Source organism: Streptomyces sp. NBC_00310, from assembly GCF_036208085.1.
Taxonomy (GTDB): Bacteria; Actinomycetota; Actinomycetes; order Streptomycetales; family Streptomycetaceae; genus Streptomyces.
In genome coordinates, this window is the sequence record NZ_CP130714.1 from 9,500,732 (window position 1) to 9,521,487 (window position 20,756).

Genomic DNA, 20,756 nt, shown 5'->3' on the forward strand with positions numbered 1-20,756 from the left:
GGAGGCCCGGTGAGGGCGGGCTGACATGTCCCGCGACTCCGGGCACAATGACTAAGCGTTTGCTCATTCGGGGCTTGTGTGGAGTGGAACGCGTTCTTGGCATCACTGGTGTTACATCGTTTGTGTCACAGAGCTTGGGGGCTCGATGGCAGTGGCGAAGACGCCCGGGCACGGTCCGCTCACCGGTGTGCGCGTGGTCGAACTCGCGGGCATCGGCCCGGGACCGTTCGCCGCCATGCTCCTCGGCGACCTCGGTGCCGACGTGGTCCGCGTCGACCGACCGGGCGGTGCCGGCCTCGCCGTGAATCCCCTGTACGACGTCACCAACCGCAACAAGCGGTCGGTGATCGTCGACCTGAAGTCCCCGGACGGCCCGGACGCCGTCCTCGACCTGGCGGAACGCGCCGACATCCTGATCGAGGGCTACCGGCCGGGCGTCGCCGAACGCCTCGGCGTCGGCCCCGAGACCTGCCACGCCCGCAACCCGAGGCTCGTCTACGGCCGGATGACCGGCTGGGGCCAGCAGGGCCCGCTCGCCCAGCGCGCCGGCCACGACATCGCGTACATCGCCCTGACCGGCACCCTCGGCATGACCGGCGCGCCCGGCACCCCGCCCGTCGCTCCCGCCAACCTTCTCGGCGACTACGCGGGCGGCTCCCTCTACCTGGTCGTCGGCGTCCTCGCCGCCCTCCACCACGCCCGCGCGACCGGCGCGGGCCAGGTCGTGGACGCGGCCATCGTCGACGGCACCGCGCACCTCTCCGCGATGATCCACGGCATGCTCGCCGCCGGCGGCTGGCAGGACCGCCGCGCCGCCAACCTCCTCGACGGCGGCTGCCCCTTCTACGGCACGTACGAGACGGCCGACGGCCGGTACATGGCCGTGGGCGCGCTGGAGCAGCAGTTCTACGCGGAGTTCGTCGACCTGCTCGGCATCGGGGACCGCGCCCCGGCCCGCAAGGACACGGCCGCCTGGGGCGAGCTGCGCGAGACGGTCACGGCCCGCTTCAAGACCCGTACGAGGGACGAGTGGACGGCCGTCTTCGAGGGCTCAGACGCCTGTGTGGCCCCCGTCCTCTCGTTGCGCGAGGCCCCGCAGCACCCGCATCTCGCGGCCCGGGGCACCTTCACCGACTTCGGCGGCATCACCCAGCCCGCCCCCGCGCCCCGCTTCTCCGCCACCCACACCTCGGTTCGCGGCGGACCCGCCCAGCCGGGCGCCGACACGGCTGACGTGGCCCACGACTGGGGCATATCGGGCCTCCTGAAGGACGCCTCCTGCCAGGACGCCTCCTGCCAGGACGCCTCCCGAAAGGACGGCTTCTCGACAGGCGCACCCCCGCCGGACGCCTCCGTGCCGGACCCCGATCGACATCGGCCCCCGGGCCGCACCCTCCCGCCACTCGAAAGGCCAGACTCGTGAGCACCGAAGCGTACGTGTACGACGCGATCCGCACCCCGCGCGGCCGCGGCAAGGCGAACGGCTCCCTCCACGGCGCCAAGCCCATCGACCTCGTCGTCGGGCTGATCCACGAGGTCCGAAGCCGCTTCCCCGGCCTCGACCCGGCCGCCGTCGACGACATCGTGCTCGGTGTGGTGGGCCCGGTGGGCGACCAGGGCTCCGACATCGCCCGGACGGCCGCGATCGCCGCCGGACTGCCGGACACGGTGGCCGGCGTACAGGAGAACCGCTTCTGCGCCTCCGGGCTGGAGGCCGTCAACCTGGCCGCCGCGAAGGTCCGCTCGGGCTGGGAGGACCTGGTGCTCGCGGGGGGCGTCGAGTCGATGTCGCGGGTGCCGATGGCCTCGGACGGCGGAGCCTGGTTCAACGACCCGATGACCAACCTGGCCGTCAACTTCGTGCCCCAGGGCATCGGCGCCGACCTCATCGCCACCGTCGAGGGCTTCTCCCGGCGTGATGTGGACGAGTACGCGGCGCTGTCCCAGGAACGGGCGGCGGCCGCCTGGAAGGACGGCCGGTTCGACAGGTCGGTCGTCCCCGTCAAGGACCGCTCCGGCCTCGTGGTCCTCGACCACGACGAGTACCTGCGGCCCGGTACGACCGCCGACTCGCTCGCCAAGCTGAAGCCGTCGTTCGCGGACATCGGCGAGCTGGGCGGGTTCGACGCGGTGGCGCTCCAGGAGTACCACTGGGTCGAGGAGATCGACCACGTCCACCACGCGGGCAACTCCTCCGGCATCGTGGACGGCGCGGCCCTCGTCGCCATCGGCACCAAGGAGATCGGCGAGCGCTACGGCCTGCGCCCGCGCGCCCGGATCGTCTCGGCCGCCGTCTCCGGATCCGAGCCCACCATCATGCTCACCGGCCCCGCCCCCGCGACCCGCAAGGCCCTCGCCAGGGCCGGGATGACCATCGACGACATCGACCTGGTCGAGATCAACGAGGCGTTCGCGGCCGTCGTCCTGCGTTTCGTGCGGGACATGGGCCTCTCGCTCGACCAGGTCAATGTCAACGGCGGCGCGATCGCGCTCGGCCACCCGCTGGGCGCGACCGGCGCGATGATCCTCGGCACCCTCATCGACGAACTGGAGCGGCAGCACAAGCGGTACGGGCTGGCCACGCTGTGCGTGGGCGGCGGCATGGGAATCGCGACGATCGTCGAACGCCTCTAGACGTTCCCGCAGCGGCACAGACTCTGACACTCACGGAGACCCTCACATGACCGAGAGCACCACCATCCGCTGGGAACAGGACCGCACGGGCCTCGTCACCCTCGTCATCGACGACCCGAACCAGTCCGCGAACACCATGAACCAGGCGTTCCGCGACTCCCTCGCGGTGATCACCGACCGCCTGGAGGCGGAGAAGGACACCGTCCGCGGCGTCATCATCACCTCCGCCAAGAAGACCTTCTTCGCCGGCGGCGACCTCCGCGACCTCATCAGGATCACCCCCGAGACCGCGCAGCAGCTGTTCGACGGCGGCCTGGAGATCAAGCGCAACCTGCGCCGCATCGAGACCCTCGGCAAGCCGGTCGTCGCGGCGATGAACGGCGCGGCCCTGGGCGGCGGTTACGAGCTGGCCCTCGCCTGTCACCACCGCATCGCCCTCGACGCCCCCGGCTCGAAGATCGGCTGCCCCGAGGTCACCCTCGGCCTGCTCCCCGGAGGCGGCGGCGTCGCCCGCACCGTACGGCTGCTGGGCATCGCCGACGCCCTGCTCAAGGTGCTGCTCCAGGGCACCCAGTACACCCCGCAGCGTGCCCTGCAGAACGGCCTCGTGCACGAAGTGGCGGCCACCCACGACGAGTTGATGGACAAGGCCCGCGCCTTCATCGACGCCAATCCCGAGTCGCAGCAGCCCTGGGACAAGCCCGGCTACCGCATCCCCGGCGGTACCCCGGCCAACCCGAAGTTCGCGGCGAACCTGCCCGCCTTCCCGGCGACCCTGCGCAAGCAGACGAACGGCGCGCCCTACCCGGCGCCCCGCAACATCCTCGCCGCCGCCGTCGAGGGCGCCCAGGTCGACTTCGAGACCGCCCAGGTCATCGAGGCCCGCTACTTCGTGGAGCTGGCCGCCGGGCAGACCTCGAAGAACATGATCCAGGCCTTCTTCTTCGACCTCCAGGCGGTCAACTCCGGTGCGAACCGCCCCAAGGGCATCGCACCCCGCCAGGTCCGCAAGGTCGCCGTCCTCGGCGCCGGGATGATGGGCGCGGGCATCGCGTACTCGTGCGCCCGCGCGGGCATCGACGTCGTCCTGAAGGACGTGACCGCCGAAGCGGCCGCGAAGGGCAGGAACTACTCGGAGAAACTCTGCGCCAAGGCGGTGTCCAAGGGCCGCACCACCCAGGAGAAGGCCGACGCCCTCCTCGCCCGCATCACCCCGACCGCGGACCCGGCCGACCTCGCGGGCTGCGACGCCGTCATCGAGGCCGTGTTCGAGAACACCGAGCTCAAGCACAAGGTCTTCCAGGAGATCGAGGGGGTCGTGGCACCGGACGCCCTGCTCTGCTCCAACACCTCCACCCTTCCCATCACCGAGCTGGCCGAGGGCGTCGTCCGCCGGTCCGACTTCATCGGCCTGCACTTCTTCTCGCCCGTCGACAAGATGCCGCTCGTCGAGATCATCAAGGGTGCGCAGACCGGCGACGAGGCCCTGGCCCGCGCCTTCGACCTCGTCCGGCAGATCAAGAAGACCCCCATCGTCGTCAACGACTCACGCGGCTTCTTCACCTCCCGTGTCATCGGCCACTTCATCAACGAGGGTGTCGCGATGGTGGGAGAGGGCATCGAGCCCGCGTCCGTCGAACAGGCGGCGGCCCAGGCGGGCTACCCCGCCAAGGTCCTCTCCCTCATGGACGAGCTGACCCTCACCCTGCCCCGCAAGATCCGCGCCGAGTCCCGACGGGCCGTGGAGGAGGCGGGCGGCACGTGGACCGTCCACCCCGCCGAGGCCGTCATCGACCGCATGGTCGACGAGTTCGGCCGCCCCGGCCGCAGCGGCGGCGCCGGCTTCTACCACTACGCCCCCGACGGCCGCCGCGCCAAACTCTGGCCCGGCCTCCGCGAGCACTTCACCAAGCCGGGGTACCGGATCCCCTTCGAGGACATGCAGGAACGCATGCTCTTCTCGGAGGCCCTGGACACCGTGCGTCTGGTGGAGGAGGGCGTCCTCACGTCCGTCGCCGACGCCAACATCGGCTCCATCTTCGGCATCGGCTTCCCCGGCTGGACCGGCGGCGTCCTCCAGTACATCAACGGCTACGAGGGCGGACTGCCCGGCTTCGTCGCCCGGGCCCGCGAACTGTCCGCCCGCTACGGCGACCGCTTCACTCCGCCGGCCCTGCTGGTGGAGAAGGCGGAGAAGGGGGAGCGGTTCACGGACGCGTGAAGCCCCGGGCGAGCGGGGGACTTCACTCGCCCCCGCCGCCCCTACCCGTCCCTTTCCCAGGGGTTGCGCCCCTTCGACCCCACCCGCGGGTCCGTCGTGGTTGCTCGCGCAGTTCCCCGCGCCCCTGAAAAGGGGCGCGGGGAACTGCGCGAGAAGCCCCACCCACCCGCAGCCGAACAACCCACCTGGGCGGGGTCAAAGGGGCGGCAGCCGGCGGCGGGGGCGAGCGAAGCGCGGGCCCGGGTCCCCGCACGCCGATGATCCGCACAGCCGCTCAGGACTCCGCCAGCCACTCCCTCAGCTCGTCCTTCAGCGACCGCTGAAAGGTCGTCAACAACGCCTGCACGACCAGGGGTTGCATATGGGCCGACAGGGACTTCACGGCCTGCGGATCGCGTTCCGCCATCGCGTCGCGGAAGAGCACCGACAGCTCGTGCGCCGCCGCACGCGAGTGCTCGATCAGTACGGTCCGCGCGGCGAGGATCGACTCCTCGGACAGCGGTACGTCGAGCAGTTCCACGCCGAGCCGCAGCAGCCCGGGGTCCACCCGAAGACCGTCGCCGTCCCGCTCGACCACGCCCATCGCCACGAGCCGTTCCACATCCTCCTCGCCCAGGGACCGCCCCGCCCGCCGGTCGAGCTCCTCCCGTGTGACCGTCTCCACCGCGTCCGGCACCCAGGAGGCCACCACCGCACGCTGGAGCGCGAGGTCACGCGGGGTGAGGTCCGGCGGCAGTTGTCGCAGATACCGCTCGATGGCCGCGAGGGTCATGCCCTGCCGCTGCAACTCCTCGATCAGCGCGAGCCGCGCGAGATGAACCCGTCCGTAGTGACCGACCCGGCGCGGGCCGATCACCGGCGGCGGCAGCAGACCCCGGGTGCTGTAGAAGCGGACCGTACGCACCGTGACGCCCGCCCGCGCGGCCAGCTCGTCGACGGTGAGAACGATCTCCCCGGAGCCGGAGCCGGAGCCGGAGCCGGAGCCGGAGCCGGAGCTCTCTCCGATGTCGGTCGTCATGCACAGCAGTATCGCTGTCTCACCAGTGCTGTGACACCTCGGGCGAGGGGATTGTCAGTGCCGCCCCGTACGGTGGCGTCATGTCGGGGATCACCTACGTCCGGGGGGACGCCACCGTGCCGCTGGGCAAGGGCGTCAAGGTCATCGCCCATGTCAGCAACGACATGGGCGGCTGGGGCAAGGGCTTCGTCCTCGCGCTGTCCCGCCGCTGGCCGGAGCCGGAGACCGCCTACCGCGCCTGGCACCGCGACCGCGCGCACAACGACTTCGGACTCGGCGCCGCCCAGTTCGTCCGGGTCGGCACCTACCTCTGGGTCGCCAACCTGATAGGCCAGCACGGCACCCGCACCGGCAGCAAGGGCGTGCCCGTCCGCTACGAGGCCATCGACGCGGCCCTCGGCCTGCTCGCCGACAAGGCCCTGGAGCTGGACGCCTCGGTCCACATGCCCCGCATCGGCTGCGGACTCGCGGGCGGCAAGTGGTCCCGCGTGGAGCCCCTGATAGCCGACCGACTGATCCGGCGCGGGATAGCGGTGACGGTGTACGACCACGGGGACTGATCCCGGGCCGAAGCGCGGTACCTCGCGCGGGTGAGCGGGTAAGGCACCCTCATGGACCTTCTCCCGATGGACATCGGACCGTTGAACCCCGTCGTAGGGGAACTCGTCGTCGCGGCGGTGCTGTTCGCGCTCGTGTTCCTCTTCTTCGTCCGGCTCGTCCCCCGGATCCAGCGGGTCCTGGCGGAACGGGAGGCCGCGACCAAGGGAACCGAGGCACAAGCCGAAGCCCTGCGGGAGGAGGCCCGGATCAAGCGGGCCGAGGGGGCGGCGGCCCTGGCCGCCGCCCGCCACGAGGCCGCCCGCATCCGTCAGCGCGCCTTCGAGGAGGGCACCGCCCTGATCGCCGAGGCCCGCGCCGACGCCCACCGCGCGTACACCACCCTCCTCACCGAGGGCCATGCCCGCCTCGCCGCCGACCGCGCCACGGCCGAGGCCGAACTCCGCGCCCACGCGGCGGAGCTGGCCTCGAACCTGGCGAGCAGAATCATCGGCGAACCCATCGAGGCGAAGGTCCACCCGCGCCCCTGAAGGCCGCAGGCCTCCCAGGGCCGCGGGGAACTGCGCGACAAGCCACGACGAACCCGCGGCCGGGAGCCGGAATCACCTCCCGAGCTCTCAGCGCCCGTCCCCACCCCCACCCCCACCCTCACCCTCATGCTCATGCTCATGAACGGAGTTCGTCGCGGCGATCTTCTTCCACGACCTGGGCGCCGCGGGAGCACCGCCCGCCGAAGCGAGGGCCCCCCGCCCCGCCGCGGCAGCACTCGGCTTGACCGGCCGGTACAGCCACGTATCGACCAACGTCCCCAACGACTCCCCGGACACCTCCTCGGCATACGCGACGAAGTCACCGACCGTCGCGTTCCCGTAGGCGTACTTCCCCGGCCACCCCTTCAAGATCTCGAAGAACGCCTCGTCCCCGATCTCGTTGCGCAACGCCTGAAGTGCCAGCGCTCCCCGGTCGTACACGGCGAGATGGAACTGGTTCTCCGGCCCGGGATCACCCGGCCTGACCGTCCAGAAGGGATCGTCGGCCGGATGCGACGCGTACACGTAGTCCGCGATCTCCTGCGCCGTCCCCTCGTTCTCGTGCTCGGACCACAGCCACTGCGCGTACCGCGCGAAGCCCTCGTTGATCCAGATGTCCTTCCACCCGGTGACGGAGACGAGGTCGCCGTACCACTGGTGGGCCAGCTCATGGACGACGACGGACACGTTCGATCCGTTCGCGAACTGCCGCGGGCTGTAGAACGGCCGGGTCTGCGTCTCCAGCGCGTACCCCACCTGGGGGGTGTTCGGTACATACCCGCCGAGCGCGTTGTACGGATACGGCCCGAAGAACTCCGCCAGCCAGTCGGCGACTTCGCCCGTGCGTTCGACGCTGGCCCGGGCCGCGCCGTAGCTGTCGCCGATGTCCTTGCTGTACGCGTTGATGATCGGGATGCCGTTCTCGGTCCGCCCGGTCGTGACGTCGAACCTGCCGACGGCGAGCGTGGCGAGATACGTGGCCTGCGGCTTGTCGGACCGCCAGTTGTAGCGGGTCCAGCCGGCGCGTGAACTCGTCGACTGGAGCCTGCCGTTGGAGATGGCCTGCGAGCCGTCCGGTACGAGCACGGACACGTCGTACGTGGCCTTGTCGAGCGGATGGTCGTTGCTGGGGAACCACCACCAGGCCGCCTCGGGCTCGCCCGCCGCGACACCGCCGTCGGGGGTCCGCAGCCAGCTCGTGAAGCCGTACGCCTCCTTCGACGACGGGACCCCGCTGTAGCGGACCACGACGGTGATCTCCGTGCCCTTGGGCAGCGGGTTCCTCGGCGTGATCTCCAGCTCGTGCTCGCCGGAGGAGGCGAACGTGGCCCTGGCGCCGTTGACCCGGACCTCGCTCACATCGAGCAGGAAGTCCAGATCGAAGCGGGAGAGGTCCTGGGTGGTCCTGGCGAGCAGGGTCGCCGTGCCCTCCAGTCTGTCGGTCTCCGGCTGGTACTTGAGCCGGAGGTCGTAGTGGGAGACGTCGTATCCGCCGTTGCCGTAGGCCGGGTAGTAGGGATCGCCGATCCCCGGCGCTCCGGGCGCGCTGTGCTGTGTGGGGGATTCCCCCGCACCCCCTGCGTCCGCCGAGGCCGGGATCGCCAGCAGCAGGGAGGCCACGAACGCGCCCGGGGCGATGAGTCTGCGGTGCACGAATCACTCCAAGTCGTCGGTGAACGGTTCCGCGAGAGTCTGTGCGGAGCCTATTCAGTCCCTGTGGACCCGGCCGTGTCCATGGCCGCCTCTGTCACACGATCGCCATTCGGCCGACACGAGTGACCCCGTCCCACACTCCTTTCAGGCCACACCGTGGCCGAAGCCCCGCGAGCCCCAAGAGGGCCTCTTCTCCACGGGAGTTGACCGCAGTACCGTCCGCGCATGCCGATACCTGTGCGACGCATGCGCTTCACGACCTGGAGACCGCTCGCGACGGCGGCCACGGCCGCCGCCCTCACGGCCGCGTTCCTGACCCCGGCGGTCGCCGGCACCCCGACCCCCCGGAAAAGTGAACCGGTCTACTCGTACGACGACGCCATCCGCGAGGCCGTCTGGGTGGACACCGGGCTCGACGGCGACCGCGACGGGAGGACGGACCGGGTCGCCGTCGACATCGTCCGTCCGAGCGAACCCGACCGACGGGGCCGCGAGATCCCCGTGATCATGGACGCCAGCCCGTACTACTCCTGCTGTGGACGGGGCAACGAGAGCCAGCGCAAGACGTACGACGCGAACGGCGACGTCGTCCAGATGCCGCTGTTCTACGACAACTACTTCGTGCCCCGCGGCTACGCCTTCGTCGCCGTCGACCTCGCCGGAACCAACCGCTCCGACGGCTGTGTGGACGTCGGCGGCCGCTCCGACATCCAGTCCGCCAAGGCGGTCGTCGACTGGCTCAACGGACGCGGCAGGGCGTACACCACCCGGACGGGCACCACGCGGGCCAAGGCCGGCTGGACCAACGGCAGGACCGGCATGATCGGCAAGAGCTACGACGGCACGATCGCCAACGGGGTGGCCGCCACCGGCGTCGAGGGCCTGGAGACCGTCGTCCCGATCGCCGCGATCTCCTCCTGGTACGACTACTACTTCGCCAAGGGCGCTCCCCTCTACAACTCGGGCCCCGAGTGGCTCTCCGACTACGTCGAGAGTCCCGACGCCCGCGCCAAGTGCGGCCATGTGCAACAGAAACTGGTCGACGGTGCCCCGCGCACCGGCGACCGGACCCCGCTGTGGACCGAGCGCGACTACGTCAAGGACGCCCGGAAGATCGACGCCAGCGTCTTCGTCATCCACGGCCAGCAGGACCTGAACGTCCGCCCCAAGCACTTCGGGCAGTGGTGGGACGCCCTCGCGAAGCACGGCGTCGAGCGCAAAATCTGGCTCTCCCAGACCGGCCACGTGGACCCGTTCGACTTCCGCCGCGCCGAGTGGGTCGACACCCTGCACCGCTGGTTCGACCACGAACTCCTCGGCTACGACAACGGCATCGACGACGAGCCCATGGCCGACATCGAACGCCGTCCGAACCAGTGGGAGACGTCCCGGATCTGGCCGCCGCGCCCCATGCACGCCACGACCCTCCGCCCGGCCGGGGGCAGCGAGCCGGGCGTCGGCTCCCTCGGCCTCCGCAAGCGGTCCGGCACCGAGACCTTCACCGACGACCCGGCGCTGAACGAGACCGACTGGGCCGCGCACGTCGACCGGTCCACCCCCGACAAGGCGGGCTTCGTCACCCCGCCCCTCACCCAGGGCCTGCGGCTGTCCGGCTCCTCCAAGGTGACCGTCACCGCCACGCCCACTACCTCCACCGCCCACCTCTCGGCGGTCCTCGTGGACCTGGGCCCGGACACCATCCGCGACTACTCCACCGCGGGCGAGGGCATCACCACCCTCACCGAGCGCAGCTGCTGGGGCCCGAGCACCACCGGCGACAGCTCCTGCTTCCGGGAGACCGCGGCCAAGACGGCCGATGTCGACTACACGATCGTCAGCCGCGGCTGGGCGGACCTCGGCAACCACTCCTCCGACACGGGAGCCCCGCTCACACCCGGCACCCCGTACACGATCACCCTCGACCTGCACGCGAGCGACCACGTCGTCCCGGCGGGCCACCGGCTCGCCCTGATCATCGCGGGCACCGACGAGGACCTCATCGACCCGCCCTCCAGCACCCCCACGCTGACCATCGACCTCGCGCGCACCTCTGCGAAGGTCCCGCTGGTCGGCGGTGCCGAGGCCTTCAGGAAGGCGACCTCCGGCTCCATCGGTCACCCGGCGGCCTCGGTCCTCGACGGCGTACGCGACCCGAGCCGGGCCGCCCGCGTCCCGGGCGGTGCCGCATGAGGGCCCGTATCGCGGCGCTGATCGCCGTCGCGCTGGCCGCACCCCTGCTGTCGGCGCCCGCGTACGCGGCGGACACCACCGCGCCGCGCACCGGATTCGAGCGGTCGGGCGGCGCCCGCTGGACCAGTCAGCCGGAGGAGCAGGAGTTCCTCGCCGCCGTCGACCGGGCGAGCTCCCGTGTGTCGACGACGCGTATCGGCACGACCGAGCAGGACCGTCCGCTCCAGCTCGTCCGCATCGGCACCCGCCCCACCACGCGCACGGTCCTGCTCATCTGCAGCCAGCACGGCGACGAGCCCTCCGGCCGTGACGCCTGCCTCACCACGATCCGCGACCTCGCCTTCGCACAGGACGAACGGACCGAGCGGCTGCTGAGGTCCACCACCGTGCTCGTCGTGCCCACCGCCAACCCCGATGGTCGGGCCGCCGACACCCGGGGCAACGGCGACGGCATCGACATCAACCGCGACCACCTCGCCCTGCGAACGGCCGAGGCGCGGGCGCTCGCCGCCGTCGTGCGCGACCGCAAGCCCGACGTCGTCTACGACCTGCACGAATACGGCGCCACGCCCCAGTACTACGACAAGGACCTCTTCGACCTCTGGCCGCGCAACCTCAACACCGACGCGGCCGTCCACACCGAGGCCCGCAACCTGTCCCTGGATCACGTCCGCCCGGCCGCGTCCGCCGCCGGCCACTCGACCGGCACGTACGGCATCTGGACCGACCCGGTCACCGGCGATCCCATCCGCCAGGTCGCCGGCGACGGCCAGGAACGCATCCTGCGGAACATGTCCGGAATCAAGCACTCTGTCGGGCTGCTGATCGAGAGCCGGGTGGAACCGCTGACGGCCGGCACCGAGGAACCGGCCAACAACCTGCGCCGGGTGAACTCCCAGCTCGCCGCTCTGAAAGGCCTGTTCCGCTTCGCGGGAGAACGCGGTCGGCAGGTCGACCGGGTGACCGGCGCGGCCCGGCTCGCCGGACTTCGCGACACCGGCCCCGTCTACGTGGGCGGCGCCGACAACGACCCGGCCGAACCCGCCGAGGTGATCCAGGACCCACCCTGCGGCTACCGGCTCACCGAACAGCAGTACGAGGAGTTCGCGGACGAGCTGGCCCTGCACGGCGTCCGCGTACGGGCCGGGAAGAACGGCGACGGCGTCCTCGTACCGCTGCGCCAACAGGTGCGCGCGCTCGTGCCGCTGCTGCTCGACGAGCGGGCGCCGTATCGCCTGACGGCGGGGGTGCCCGACACCGCCTGTTGAACAAGAAGGGGTCGGCGTCACATGCGGTAGGGGTTCCTGGGCAGGAGTAGGTCAGTTCCAGCCACCCGCGGAAAGGTTCCACCTGTGACGCACGATCATCGCACCACCCACCACGGGGGAGGCGCGCTTCCAGGATCGGAGGCGGGCCTCTCCGGCGGCGGGCGGCCCCGGACGGACCGCGTCGTGTTCGGCGTGACGGCGGCGCTCACCCTGGCCTTCGTGCTCTGGGGCGCCATCTGGACCGACTCGCTCGAAACCGCCTCCGGCAAGATGCTGAACGGCCTGATCCACAACGGTGGCTGGGCCTTCATGCTGGCCGCCTCCTGTTTCGTCGTCTTCGCCCTGTGGCTCGCGGTCAGCCGCTACGGCCGCATCCACCTCGGGGTCGAGGGCGAGAAGCCCGAGTTCCGCACGGTCTCCTGGGTCGCCATGATGTTCAGCGCCGGCATGGGCATCGGCCTGATGTTCTACGGCGTCAGCGAGCCCCTCGCCCACTACACCTCGCCCCCGCCGGGCACGAACCCCGGGGGCTCCGGCGAGCGCATGGAAACGGCGATGGCGACCACGCTGTTCCACTGGACGCTGCACCCCTGGGCGATCTACGCGGTGGTCGGCCTCGCCATCGCCTACAGCACGTTCCGCAAGCAGCGCCGCCAGACCATCAGCGCCGTCTTCACCCCGCTGATCGGCGAGAAGCACGCGAACGGCACCAGCGGCCGGATCATCGACATCCTGGCCATCGTCGCCACGATCTTCGGCTCGGCGGCCTCCCTCGGCCTCGGCGCCCTCCAGATCGGCTCCGGCTTCCAGGAGCTGGACTGGATGAACAAGGTGAGCACCGGTCTGCTCGTCGCCATCATCGCCGTCCTGACCCTGGCCTTCGTCGCCTCCGCCGTGTCCGGTGTGGAGAAGGGCATCCAGTGGCTGTCCAACACCAACATGGTGCTGGCCCTGGTGCTGGCGGTCTTCGTCTTCGTCGCCGGTCCGACCATCCTGGTCCTGGACCTGCTGCCGACCTCGGCCTTCGCCTACCTCGGCGACCTGCCCCAGCTCGCGGGCCGCACCGAGGCGTCCGGCGGGGAGGGCGTGGCCGACTGGCTCGGCAGCTGGACCGTCTTCTACTGGGCGTGGTGGATCTCCTGGACGCCCTTCGTCGGCATGTTCATCGCCCGCATCAGCCGCGGCCGCACCATCCGTCAGTTCATCGGCGGCGTCATCCTCGTCCCCAGCTCGGTCAGCCTCGTCTGGTTCGCGGTCTTCGGCGGGACGGCGATGAAGCTCCAGGAGCAGGGCCGGCTCGGTGAGGAGGCCACGCCGGAGGGCCAGCTCTTCGCGGTCCTCCACGAGTTCCCCATCGCCACGGTCTCCAGCCTGCTCGTGATGATCCTCGTCGGCATCTTCTTCGTCTCCGGTGCCGATGCCGCGTCCATCGTCATGGGCACGCTCTCCCAGCGCGGCGCCCTCGAACCCGGCCGCTTCGTCGTCGTCTTCTGGGGCGTCGTCACCGGGGCCGTGGCCGCGATCATGCTCCTCGTCGGCAGCGGGCAGGGCGACGCCCTCACGGGCCTGCAGAACCTCACGATCCTGGCGGCCGCGCCGTTCGTCATCGTCATGATCGGCATGTGCGTCGCCCTGATGCGCGACCTGCGTCGGGACCACGTGATCGTCCGCGAGGAGATGGCCTCCGAGGCGGTCGAACTCGCCGTCATCGAGGGCCACAAGCGCTACGACGGCGAGTTCGAGATCAGGGTCGGCCCGGGCCAGGGCACGGAGATCGAGGGAGACCCGATCGGCCAACGCCCCGAGTGAGAACTCCGCGGGGCCGGCGTGCGGCGCCCCCATGAGGGGCGCGGGGCTCTGCCGATGTGCGGCTCCGCCGCAGGGGCGCGACCAGCCCCCGCGCCCCCGCGGCCGACCGACGGCCCGGTCTCGCACAGCCGCGCTCACACGGTGGCCGGCTCACACGGTGGCCAGTCGCGCAGCGACCCCCGCACACCCCCACGCCACCGTGACCCCGGCCCCGCCGTGACCGTAGTTGTGCACCAACACCCGCCCGCCCGGCAGGACTTCCCGCTCCAGACGGACTGCCGGGCGCGCGGGCCGCAGGCCCACCCGGTGCTCGATGATCCGCGCCCCCGCGATCTCGGGCCGCACCGCCGCACACCGCTTCACGATCCGCTCGGCGATCACGGGGTCCGGCGTCAACGACCACGCGTCCTCCTCCGCCGTACCGCCCAGGATCAACCCACCCGGCTGCGGGATGAAGTACGTGCTCTCGGAACCGGGGTGATCCACCGACGTGAGCCAGGTGGCGACCCCGGGGTTCTCCACGACGACCAACTGCCCCCGCACCGGACGTACGGAAGGATCCGGCACCAGCTCCCGCGCGCCGAGCCCCGTGCAGTTGACGACGACGGGAGCGTCGACCGCCGCGAGGTCCGTGACCGTACGCTCCTCGACCGTCCCGCCCGCCGCGACGAACCGCTCGCGCAGCCACCGCAGATGGACCGGCATGTCGATCAGCGGCAGGCGCGCCCACAGCCCGACTCCGGGATATTCCTCGGCCGTCGCCGGGCGCAGACCGGCCACCCGGGAGGCCCACGCGCCGAGCTCGTCCAGCGCGGTCCCGCCGTGTACGCCCTCGACCATGCGTACGCCCGTCTCGTCGGGCCGGGCCGCCAACTCCTCGTACACGGCCAGGCTGACGAGCGCCCACTCGCCGACGGCTTCCTCCGGCTCGATCCGGTAGGGCCACCACAGCCCGCCCGCGACGGCGGACGTCGTCCGCTCTCCCGGCTCCCGTGCCCAGATCCGGACCCGTCTGCCGCTCTCCGCCAGGACCACGGCCGTCGTCAGACCGACGACTCCGCCACCGACCACGATCAGGTCACTGTTCGATTCCTTGGTCACGCAGGGACGTTAACGGAAAATGTCATGCAGTGCTCACAAGTCTGCCTTTGTGGGGATACTCACACCATGTCTGCCGAGTACGCGACCTTCGGCCTGGCACCGGCGATGCGAGCCGGTGGCGTCCTCGCCGACGGTGCCTACCAAGTGCACCGGGACTTCGTGGACTTCATCGTCGACGGACGCCCGCTGCTGTTCCAGCTCTCCGACCTCGACGCCGTCTCCCCACTCGCCTCCGACGTCCCTCCCTCGATCTTCACCGCCCAGGTGCGCAGCCTGCTCCTGGAAGCCGAAGCACCACTGGCACACGGCCGCTACGTCATCTACGGCTGCCCCGAATGCGCCGACCTCGCCTGCGGTGCCGTGACCGCGGTGATCGAGCGGGACGGCGACGACTACGTGTGGCGGGACTTCGCCTGGCAGACGGAGGAGGAGGCCGACCTCAGACTCAACGGCTACACGGGCATCGGTCCTTTCCGGTTCCACGGTTCCGAGTACCGCGGCGCGCTGCGGTCCCTGCTGCGGGAGTCCGCCGCCGAGCCGTCGGCCCGCCGCCGGGTTCTCCTCATCGGTGCCCGCGTCGCCGTCCTCGCCAAACTCGCGGCAGCCCTGCGCGCCATCGGTATCGGTGCCGACATAGCGCACGACGCCACCGGCGTGCCCGTCGAGGAACTGCGCACCTACGGTGCCGTGGCCTTCGGACGGGCCGTCGGCGCGGCGGACCGCGAGGCCGTACGGCTGGCCTTCGACCGCGCGGGAGTCCAGGTCGCGTACGTCGACGGGCTCGCCCCGATCATCCCGCTCCTCGTCGCCCAGATCGAACACGCCCTCGACCGCAGCCCCGCGGAACAGCGTCGCCTCACCCGCCTCGTCGCCGCCGGGGGACAGGCCGGCATCGAGATCACCTCCACCTGCCGGGTGGAGCTCACCGCCTACCGCCTCGACCGGCTGTACCGCCCCCACACCTACCGCTTCTTCGACGGGATCCTCCCCGCGGGCCGGCACCGCATCGGCCTGGACCCGAAGGCCGTGAAGGGAGAATCGTTCATCGTGGCCCGCACGTCGGGGACCGTGCTGGTGGAGCCGATGGCGCGGTGAGTGACCGCTGCCCCTTCGACCCCGAGGGACGCATGCGTCGGCTGCGGGCGGGTGGGGCTGCTCGCGCAGTTCCCCGCACCCCTTCCGGGGGCGCGGGGAACCGCGCGAACGGGGTCCGGGGCGCAGCCCCAGGGATGGGGGCACCTCCCGCTCGAGCGAAGCCGAGAGTGGGGGAGGGACGGGTAGGGGCGGCGGGGGCGAGAAAAAGAAGGACACGAACTGACCGGACGCGGCTCGATCGGTGGATGCGGCCCCCGCACGACGCCGCTAGGAGGACCCGCCCCCCTGTCGTTAGGATCGCCCCTCGTGACCGCCACCCTCGTCGTCAAGAATCTCGCCGCCGGCCACGGCGACCGCTCGCTCTTCTCCGGACTCGACCTCGTCGTGGCCCCCGGTGATGTGATCGGGTTGGTCGGTGCCAACGGCGCGGGCAAGTCCACGCTGCTCCGGCTGCTCGCCGGCCTGCTCCCGCCGGAGGAGGGCGAGCTACGGCTGTCCCCGCCCACGGCGACCGTGGGGCACCTGCCGCAGGAGCCGGAGCGCCGGGAGGGCGAGTCCGTACGGGAGTTCCTCGCCCGGCGTACGGGTGTCGCGGAGGCCCAGCGCGTCATGGACGAGGCCACCCAGGCGCTGGTGGACGGTGCGCCGGGCGCCGACGACGCGTACTCGGTGAGCCTGGAGCGCTGGCTCGACCTGGGCGGCGCCGACCTCGACGAGCGGGCGGAGGAGGTCGCCGACTCCCTCGGCCTCGGCGTCGACCTGGACCAGCCGATGACCGGCCTCTCCGGTGGCCAGGCGGCCCGTGCCGGACTCGCCTCCCTCCTCCTCTCCCGCTACGACGTCTTCCTCCTCGACGAGCCCACCAACGACCTCGACCTGGACGGCCTGGAACGACTCGAACGCTTCGTCTCCGGCCTGCGCGCGGGCACGGTCGTCGTCAGCCACGACCGTGAGTTCCTCACCCGCACCGTCACCAAGGTCCTCGAACTCGACCTCGCCCAGAACCAGATCAACCTCTACGGCGGCGGATACGAGGCCTACCTGGAGGAGCGCGAGACGGCGCGCCGGCACGCCCGCGACGACTACGAGGAGTACGCCGACAAGAAGTCCGCCCTCCAGGACCGAGCCCAGATGCAGCGCTCCTGGATGGACAAGGGCGTCAAGAACGCGCGGCGCAAGGCGAACAACGACAACGACAAGATCGGCCGCAAGTTCCGCAGCGAGGCGAGCGAGAAGCAGGCCGCGAAGGCCCGGCAGACCCAGCGCATGATCGAACGGCTGGACACCGTCGAGGAGCCGCGCAAGGAGTGGGAACTGCGGATGGAGATCGCGGCTGCCCCGCGGTCCGGTGCCGTGGTCGCCACGATGCGGGACGCCGAGGTGCGGCGGGGAGACTTCGCCTTCGGACCGGTGTCCCTGCAGATCGACTGGGCGGACCGCATCGCCATCACCGGCGCGAACGGCGCGGGCAAGTCGACGCTCCTGGGCGCGCTGCTCGGCCGGGTCCCCTTGGACGCGGGGCACGCCGCCCTCGGCTCAGGCGTCCTCGTCGGCGAGGTCGACCAGGCCCGCGGCCTCTTCCTCGGCCCCGAGTCGCTCCTCGACGCGTTCTGCGCGGCCGTCCCCGACACCGAACCCGCCGAGGTGCGCACCCTCCTCGCCAAGTTCGGCCTCAAATCCACCCACGTCCTCCGCCCGGCCGTGACCCTCTCCCCGGGCGAACGCACCCGCGCGGCCCTCGCGCTGCTCCAGGGCCGAGGCGTCAACCTCCTGATCCTCGACGAGCCCACCAACCACCTGGACCTCCCGGCGATCGAACAACTCGAATCCGCCCTCGACTCCTACGAGGGCACACTCCTCCTGGTCACCCACGACCGCCGCATGCTGGACGCGGTACGGGTGACACGCCGCTTCGCGGTGGAGGCGGGCAAGATGACGGAGAGCTGAGAGAAGCGAACGACACCGCTCCGCGCGCCCCTGACGAAAGCAGGGGCGCAGCCCCCTGCTTTCGTCAGGGGCGCGCGGAACTGCGCGAGAAGCCCCACCGGACCCGCGGACGGGGGTCGAAGGGGCGCAGCCCCTGGAGGAGGGGACGGGTAGGGGCGGCGGGGGCGAGAAACCCCCGCCGCAGCGCCTCAGCGGCGCTTCTTGTCCACCAGCCCCGCCCGCCGCAACGCATCCGCCATCGCACTGTTCGAAGGCGCCGGCGCGGAAGCCCCCTGCCGGGAACCGCCCCCACCCCCACGCCCCTGCTGCCGAGGCGGCTGAGTCCCACGCGCCCCCCGCTGAGGCCGAGACCCCCCACCCGACTGCCCCTGCCCTTGTCCCTGCCCCTTGGGCGCGGCCTCGTCGTCCAGCCGCAGCGTCAGGGAGATCCGCTTCCGCGGAATGTCGACGTCGAGAACCTTCACCTTGACGATGTCCCCGGGCTTGACCACATCACGCGGGTCCTTGACGAACGTCTTGGACAGCGCGGAGACATGCGCCAGACCGTCCTGGTGGACACCGACGTCGATGAACGCCCCGAAGGCCGCCACGTTCGTCACGACCCCCTCCAGGACCATCCCGGACACCAGGTCGGAGATCTTCTCGACACCCTCCTTGAACGTGGCGGTCTTGAAGGCGGGCCGAGGGTCACGCCCCGGCTTCTCCAGCTCCTTCAGGATGTCCGACACGGTCGGCAGACCGAACGTCTCGTCCACGAAGTCCCCGGGCCTGAGCGACCGCAGCACCCCCGTGTTGCCGATGAGCGACGCCACCTCCTGACCGGAGGTCTTCACCATCCGCCGGACGACGGGATACGCCTCCGGGTGCACGCTGGACGCGTCCAGCGGGTCGGTGCCGCCCCGGATCCGCAGGAAGCCGGCGCACTGCTCGTACGCCTTGGGGCCGAGCCGCGCCACCCCCTTCAGCTCGGAGCGGGAGGTGAACGGTCCGTTGGCGTCGCGGTGGGTCACGATGTTCTCGGCGAGCCCGGAGGAGATGCCGGAGACACGGGCCAGCAGCGGCGCGGAGGCCGTGTTCACGTCGACGCCGACGCCGTTCACGCAGTCCTCGACCACCGCGTCCAGCGACCGCGACAGCTTCACCTCGGACAGGTCGTGCTGGTACTGCCCGACGCCGATCGACTTCGGGTCGATCTTCACCAGCTCGGCGAGGGGATCCTGCAGGCGGCGGGCGATCGAGACGGCGCCGCGCAGCGACACGTCCATGCCGGGCAGCTCCTGCGAGGCGAACGCGGAGGCCGAGTACACCGACGCGCCCGCCTCGGACACCATCACCTTGGTGAGCTTCAGCTCCGGGTGCTTGGTGATCAGTTCACCGGCGAGCTTGTCGGTCTCCCGGGACGCCGTGCCGTTGCCGATCGCGACCAGCTCGACCGCGTGCTCCCCGGCGAGGCGGGCGAGCTTGGCGACGGCCTCGTCCCACTTGTTGGCCGGGACGTGCGGGTAGATCACGTCGGTGGCGACGACCTTGCCCGTCGCGTCGACCACGGCCACCTTCACGCCCGTACGGAAGCCCGGGTCCAGCCCCAGCGTCGCGCGCGTACCGGCCGGGGCGGCGAGGAGCAGATCGCGCAGGTTCGCCGCGAACACGTTCACCGCCTCGTCCTCGGCGGCCGTCCGCAACCGCAGCCGCAGATCGATGCCGAGGTGGACGAGGATGCGGGTCCGCCAGGCCCAACGGACCGTGTCCGTCAGCCACTTGTCGGCGGGCCGGCCGCGGTCGGCGATCTGGAAGCGATGGGCGACGATCCCCTCGTACGACGAGGGGCCGGGCTGCTCGGAGGGCTCCTCCGGCTCCAGGACGAGATCGAGGACGTCCTCCTTCTCGCCGCGCAGCATGGCCAGGATGCGGTGGGAGGGCAGCTCGGTGAAGGGCTCGGCGAAGTCGAAGTAGTCGGCGAACTTGGCGCCCGCCTCCTCCTTGCCGTCCTTCACCTTGGCGGCCAGCCGGCCCCGCACCCACATCCGCTCGCGCAGCTCGCCGATCAGGTCGGCGTCCTCCGAGAACCGCTCGGTGAGGATCGCCCGGGCACCGTCCAGCGCGGCCTGCGGATCGGCGACGCCCTTGTCGGCGTCCACGAACGCCGACGCGGCGGCCAGCGGCTCGACCGTCGGATCGCCGAGCAGGCCCTCGGCCAGCGGCTCCAGACCGGCCTCGCGGGCGATCTGCGCCTTCGTACGCCGCTTCGGCTTGAAGGGGAGGTAGATGTCCTCCAGCCGCGCCTTGGTCTCGGCACCACGGATCCGGGCCTCGACCTCGGGCGTCAACTTGCCCTGCTCGCGCACCGACTCGAGGATCGCCGTCCGCCGCTCCTCCAGCTCCCGCAGATAGCGCAGCCGTTCGTCGAGGGTGCGCAGCTGCGCGTCGTCGAGCATCTCGGTCGCTTCCTTGCGGTAGCGAGCGATGAAGGGCACGGTCGAACCGCCGTCGAGCAGCTCCACCGCGGCCCTGACCTGCCGCTCCTGTACGCCGAGCTCCTCGGCGATCCTGCCTTCGATGGACCCTACGAGGGGTGTCGTCACGATCCCGTACCGCCTTCTCCACTGGGGTTGCGCGGCAATTGTGGCAGGTGGCACCGACAGCGGGGGCCAGGGCGTGAGACTCGTACGGTCGGCTTCGGACAGACGGGGAGCCGGACGCGTGGTCGCGTCCGGCTCCGAAGGTCGCGGCCC

At 71.2% G+C, this 20,756-nt stretch carries 14 protein-coding genes; 10 read left to right on the plus strand and 4 right to left on the minus strand.

All coding sequences use genetic code 11. The annotated features are described in order from the left end of the window. Positions 1 to 145 precede the first annotated feature (145 nt). Genes OG202_RS41420 through OG202_RS41430 form a run of 3 tightly spaced genes read left to right on the plus strand, consistent with a single transcriptional unit; the run spans position 146 to position 4,855 of the window. Complete coding sequence (locus OG202_RS41420) at positions 146 to 1,423, plus strand: CaiB/BaiF CoA transferase family protein (RefSeq protein WP_328224436.1); 1,278 nt, start codon at positions 146 to 148, stop codon at positions 1,421 to 1,423. Then, entirely contained in the window at positions 1,420 to 2,634 is a 1,215-nt protein-coding gene (locus OG202_RS41425) for an acetyl-CoA C-acetyltransferase (RefSeq protein ID WP_328224437.1), read from the plus strand. Before OG202_RS41420 ends, OG202_RS41425 begins: the two co-directional genes overlap by 4 nt. Positions 2,635 to 2,680: 46 nt before the next feature. Beyond that, positions 2,681 to 4,855, plus strand: a complete 2,175-nt coding sequence (locus OG202_RS41430) for a 3-hydroxyacyl-CoA dehydrogenase NAD-binding domain-containing protein (RefSeq protein WP_328224438.1) — start codon at positions 2,681 to 2,683, stop codon at positions 4,853 to 4,855. Between the two features lie 274 nt (positions 4,856 to 5,129). Here OG202_RS41430 and OG202_RS41435 read toward each other — a convergent pair whose 3' ends face one another. Then, positions 5,130 to 5,873, minus strand: coding sequence for a MerR family transcriptional regulator (locus tag OG202_RS41435; protein WP_328224439.1), 744 nt, complete (start codon positions 5,871 to 5,873; stop codon positions 5,130 to 5,132). A gap of 80 nt (positions 5,874 to 5,953) precedes the next feature. Between OG202_RS41435 and OG202_RS41440 the strand changes: the two genes are divergently transcribed. After that, positions 5,954 to 6,433 carry a macro domain-containing protein gene (locus OG202_RS41440; protein WP_327726786.1) on the plus strand — a complete coding sequence of 160 codons (480 nt, stop codon included), beginning with the start codon at positions 5,954 to 5,956 and terminating at the stop codon, positions 6,431 to 6,433. A gap of 51 nt (positions 6,434 to 6,484) precedes the next feature. Further along, positions 6,485 to 6,961 carry a F0F1 ATP synthase subunit B family protein gene (locus OG202_RS41445; protein WP_326574557.1) on the plus strand — a complete coding sequence of 159 codons (477 nt, stop codon included), beginning with the start codon at positions 6,485 to 6,487 and terminating at the stop codon, positions 6,959 to 6,961. Positions 6,962 to 7,048: 87 nt separating this feature from the next. Here OG202_RS41445 and OG202_RS41450 read toward each other — a convergent pair whose 3' ends face one another. Further along, entirely contained in the window at positions 7,049 to 8,614 is a 1,566-nt protein-coding gene (locus OG202_RS41450; protein ID WP_326574556.1) for a M1 family metallopeptidase, read from the minus strand. A gap of 225 nt (positions 8,615 to 8,839) precedes the next feature. Between OG202_RS41450 and OG202_RS41455 the strand changes: the two genes are divergently transcribed. From OG202_RS41455 to OG202_RS41465, 3 genes are all read left to right on the plus strand, one after another. Continuing rightward, the gene (locus OG202_RS41455) at positions 8,840 to 10,804 is read left to right on the plus strand and encodes a Xaa-Pro dipeptidyl-peptidase (protein WP_328224440.1); all 1,965 of its coding nucleotides are present in this window, start codon (positions 8,840 to 8,842) and stop codon (positions 10,802 to 10,804) included. Further along, positions 10,801 to 12,072, plus strand: a complete 1,272-nt coding sequence (locus OG202_RS41460; protein WP_326574554.1) for a M14 family metallopeptidase — start codon at positions 10,801 to 10,803, stop codon at positions 12,070 to 12,072. The genes OG202_RS41455 and OG202_RS41460 overlap by 4 nt, the downstream gene beginning before the upstream one ends. 84 nt (positions 12,073 to 12,156) lie before the next feature. Continuing rightward, complete coding sequence (locus OG202_RS41465; RefSeq protein WP_326574553.1) at positions 12,157 to 13,881, plus strand: BCCT family transporter; 1,725 nt, start codon at positions 12,157 to 12,159, stop codon at positions 13,879 to 13,881. Between the two features lie 150 nt (positions 13,882 to 14,031). On the opposite strand, the gene OG202_RS41470 is transcribed toward OG202_RS41465, so the two are convergent. Continuing rightward, positions 14,032 to 14,982, minus strand: coding sequence for an FAD-dependent oxidoreductase (locus OG202_RS41470; protein WP_326574552.1), 951 nt, complete (start codon positions 14,980 to 14,982; stop codon positions 14,032 to 14,034). 66 nt (positions 14,983 to 15,048) lie between these two features. Between OG202_RS41470 and OG202_RS41475 the strand changes: the two genes are divergently transcribed. Further along, positions 15,049 to 16,077, plus strand: coding sequence for an oxidoreductase (locus OG202_RS41475; RefSeq protein WP_326574551.1), 1,029 nt, complete (start codon positions 15,049 to 15,051; stop codon positions 16,075 to 16,077). Between the two features lie 306 nt (positions 16,078 to 16,383). Further along, positions 16,384 to 18,024: an ABC-F family ATP-binding cassette domain-containing protein gene (locus OG202_RS41480; RefSeq protein WP_326574550.1), complete on the plus strand. Its 1,641-nt coding sequence runs from the start codon at positions 16,384 to 16,386 to the stop codon at positions 18,022 to 18,024. A gap of 188 nt (positions 18,025 to 18,212) precedes the next feature. On the opposite strand, the gene OG202_RS41485 is transcribed toward OG202_RS41480, so the two are convergent. Further along, positions 18,213 to 20,606, minus strand: coding sequence for a Tex family protein (locus OG202_RS41485; RefSeq protein WP_328224441.1), 2,394 nt, complete (start codon positions 20,604 to 20,606; stop codon positions 18,213 to 18,215). Positions 20,607 to 20,756 lie beyond the last annotated feature (150 nt).

Coding starts and splice junctions, on each gene's coding strand:
- OG202_RS41420 (WP_328224436.1), top strand. CDS start 146: ATGGCAGTGGCGAAGACGCCCGGGCACGGTCCGCTCACCGGTGTGCGC.
- OG202_RS41430 (WP_328224438.1), top strand. CDS start 2,681: ATGACCGAGAGCACCACCATCCGCTGGGAACAGGACCGCACGGGCCTC.
- OG202_RS41435 (WP_328224439.1), bottom strand. CDS start 5,873: ATGACGACCGACATCGGAGAGAGCTCCGGCTCCGGCTCCGGCTCCGGC.
- OG202_RS41440 (WP_327726786.1), top strand. CDS start 5,954: ATGTCGGGGATCACCTACGTCCGGGGGGACGCCACCGTGCCGCTGGGC.
- OG202_RS41445 (WP_326574557.1), top strand. CDS start 6,485: ATGGACCTTCTCCCGATGGACATCGGACCGTTGAACCCCGTCGTAGGG.
- OG202_RS41455 (WP_328224440.1), top strand. CDS start 8,840: ATGCCGATACCTGTGCGACGCATGCGCTTCACGACCTGGAGACCGCTC.
- OG202_RS41460 (WP_326574554.1), top strand. CDS start 10,801: ATGAGGGCCCGTATCGCGGCGCTGATCGCCGTCGCGCTGGCCGCACCC.
- OG202_RS41475 (WP_326574551.1), top strand. CDS start 15,049: ATGTCTGCCGAGTACGCGACCTTCGGCCTGGCACCGGCGATGCGAGCC.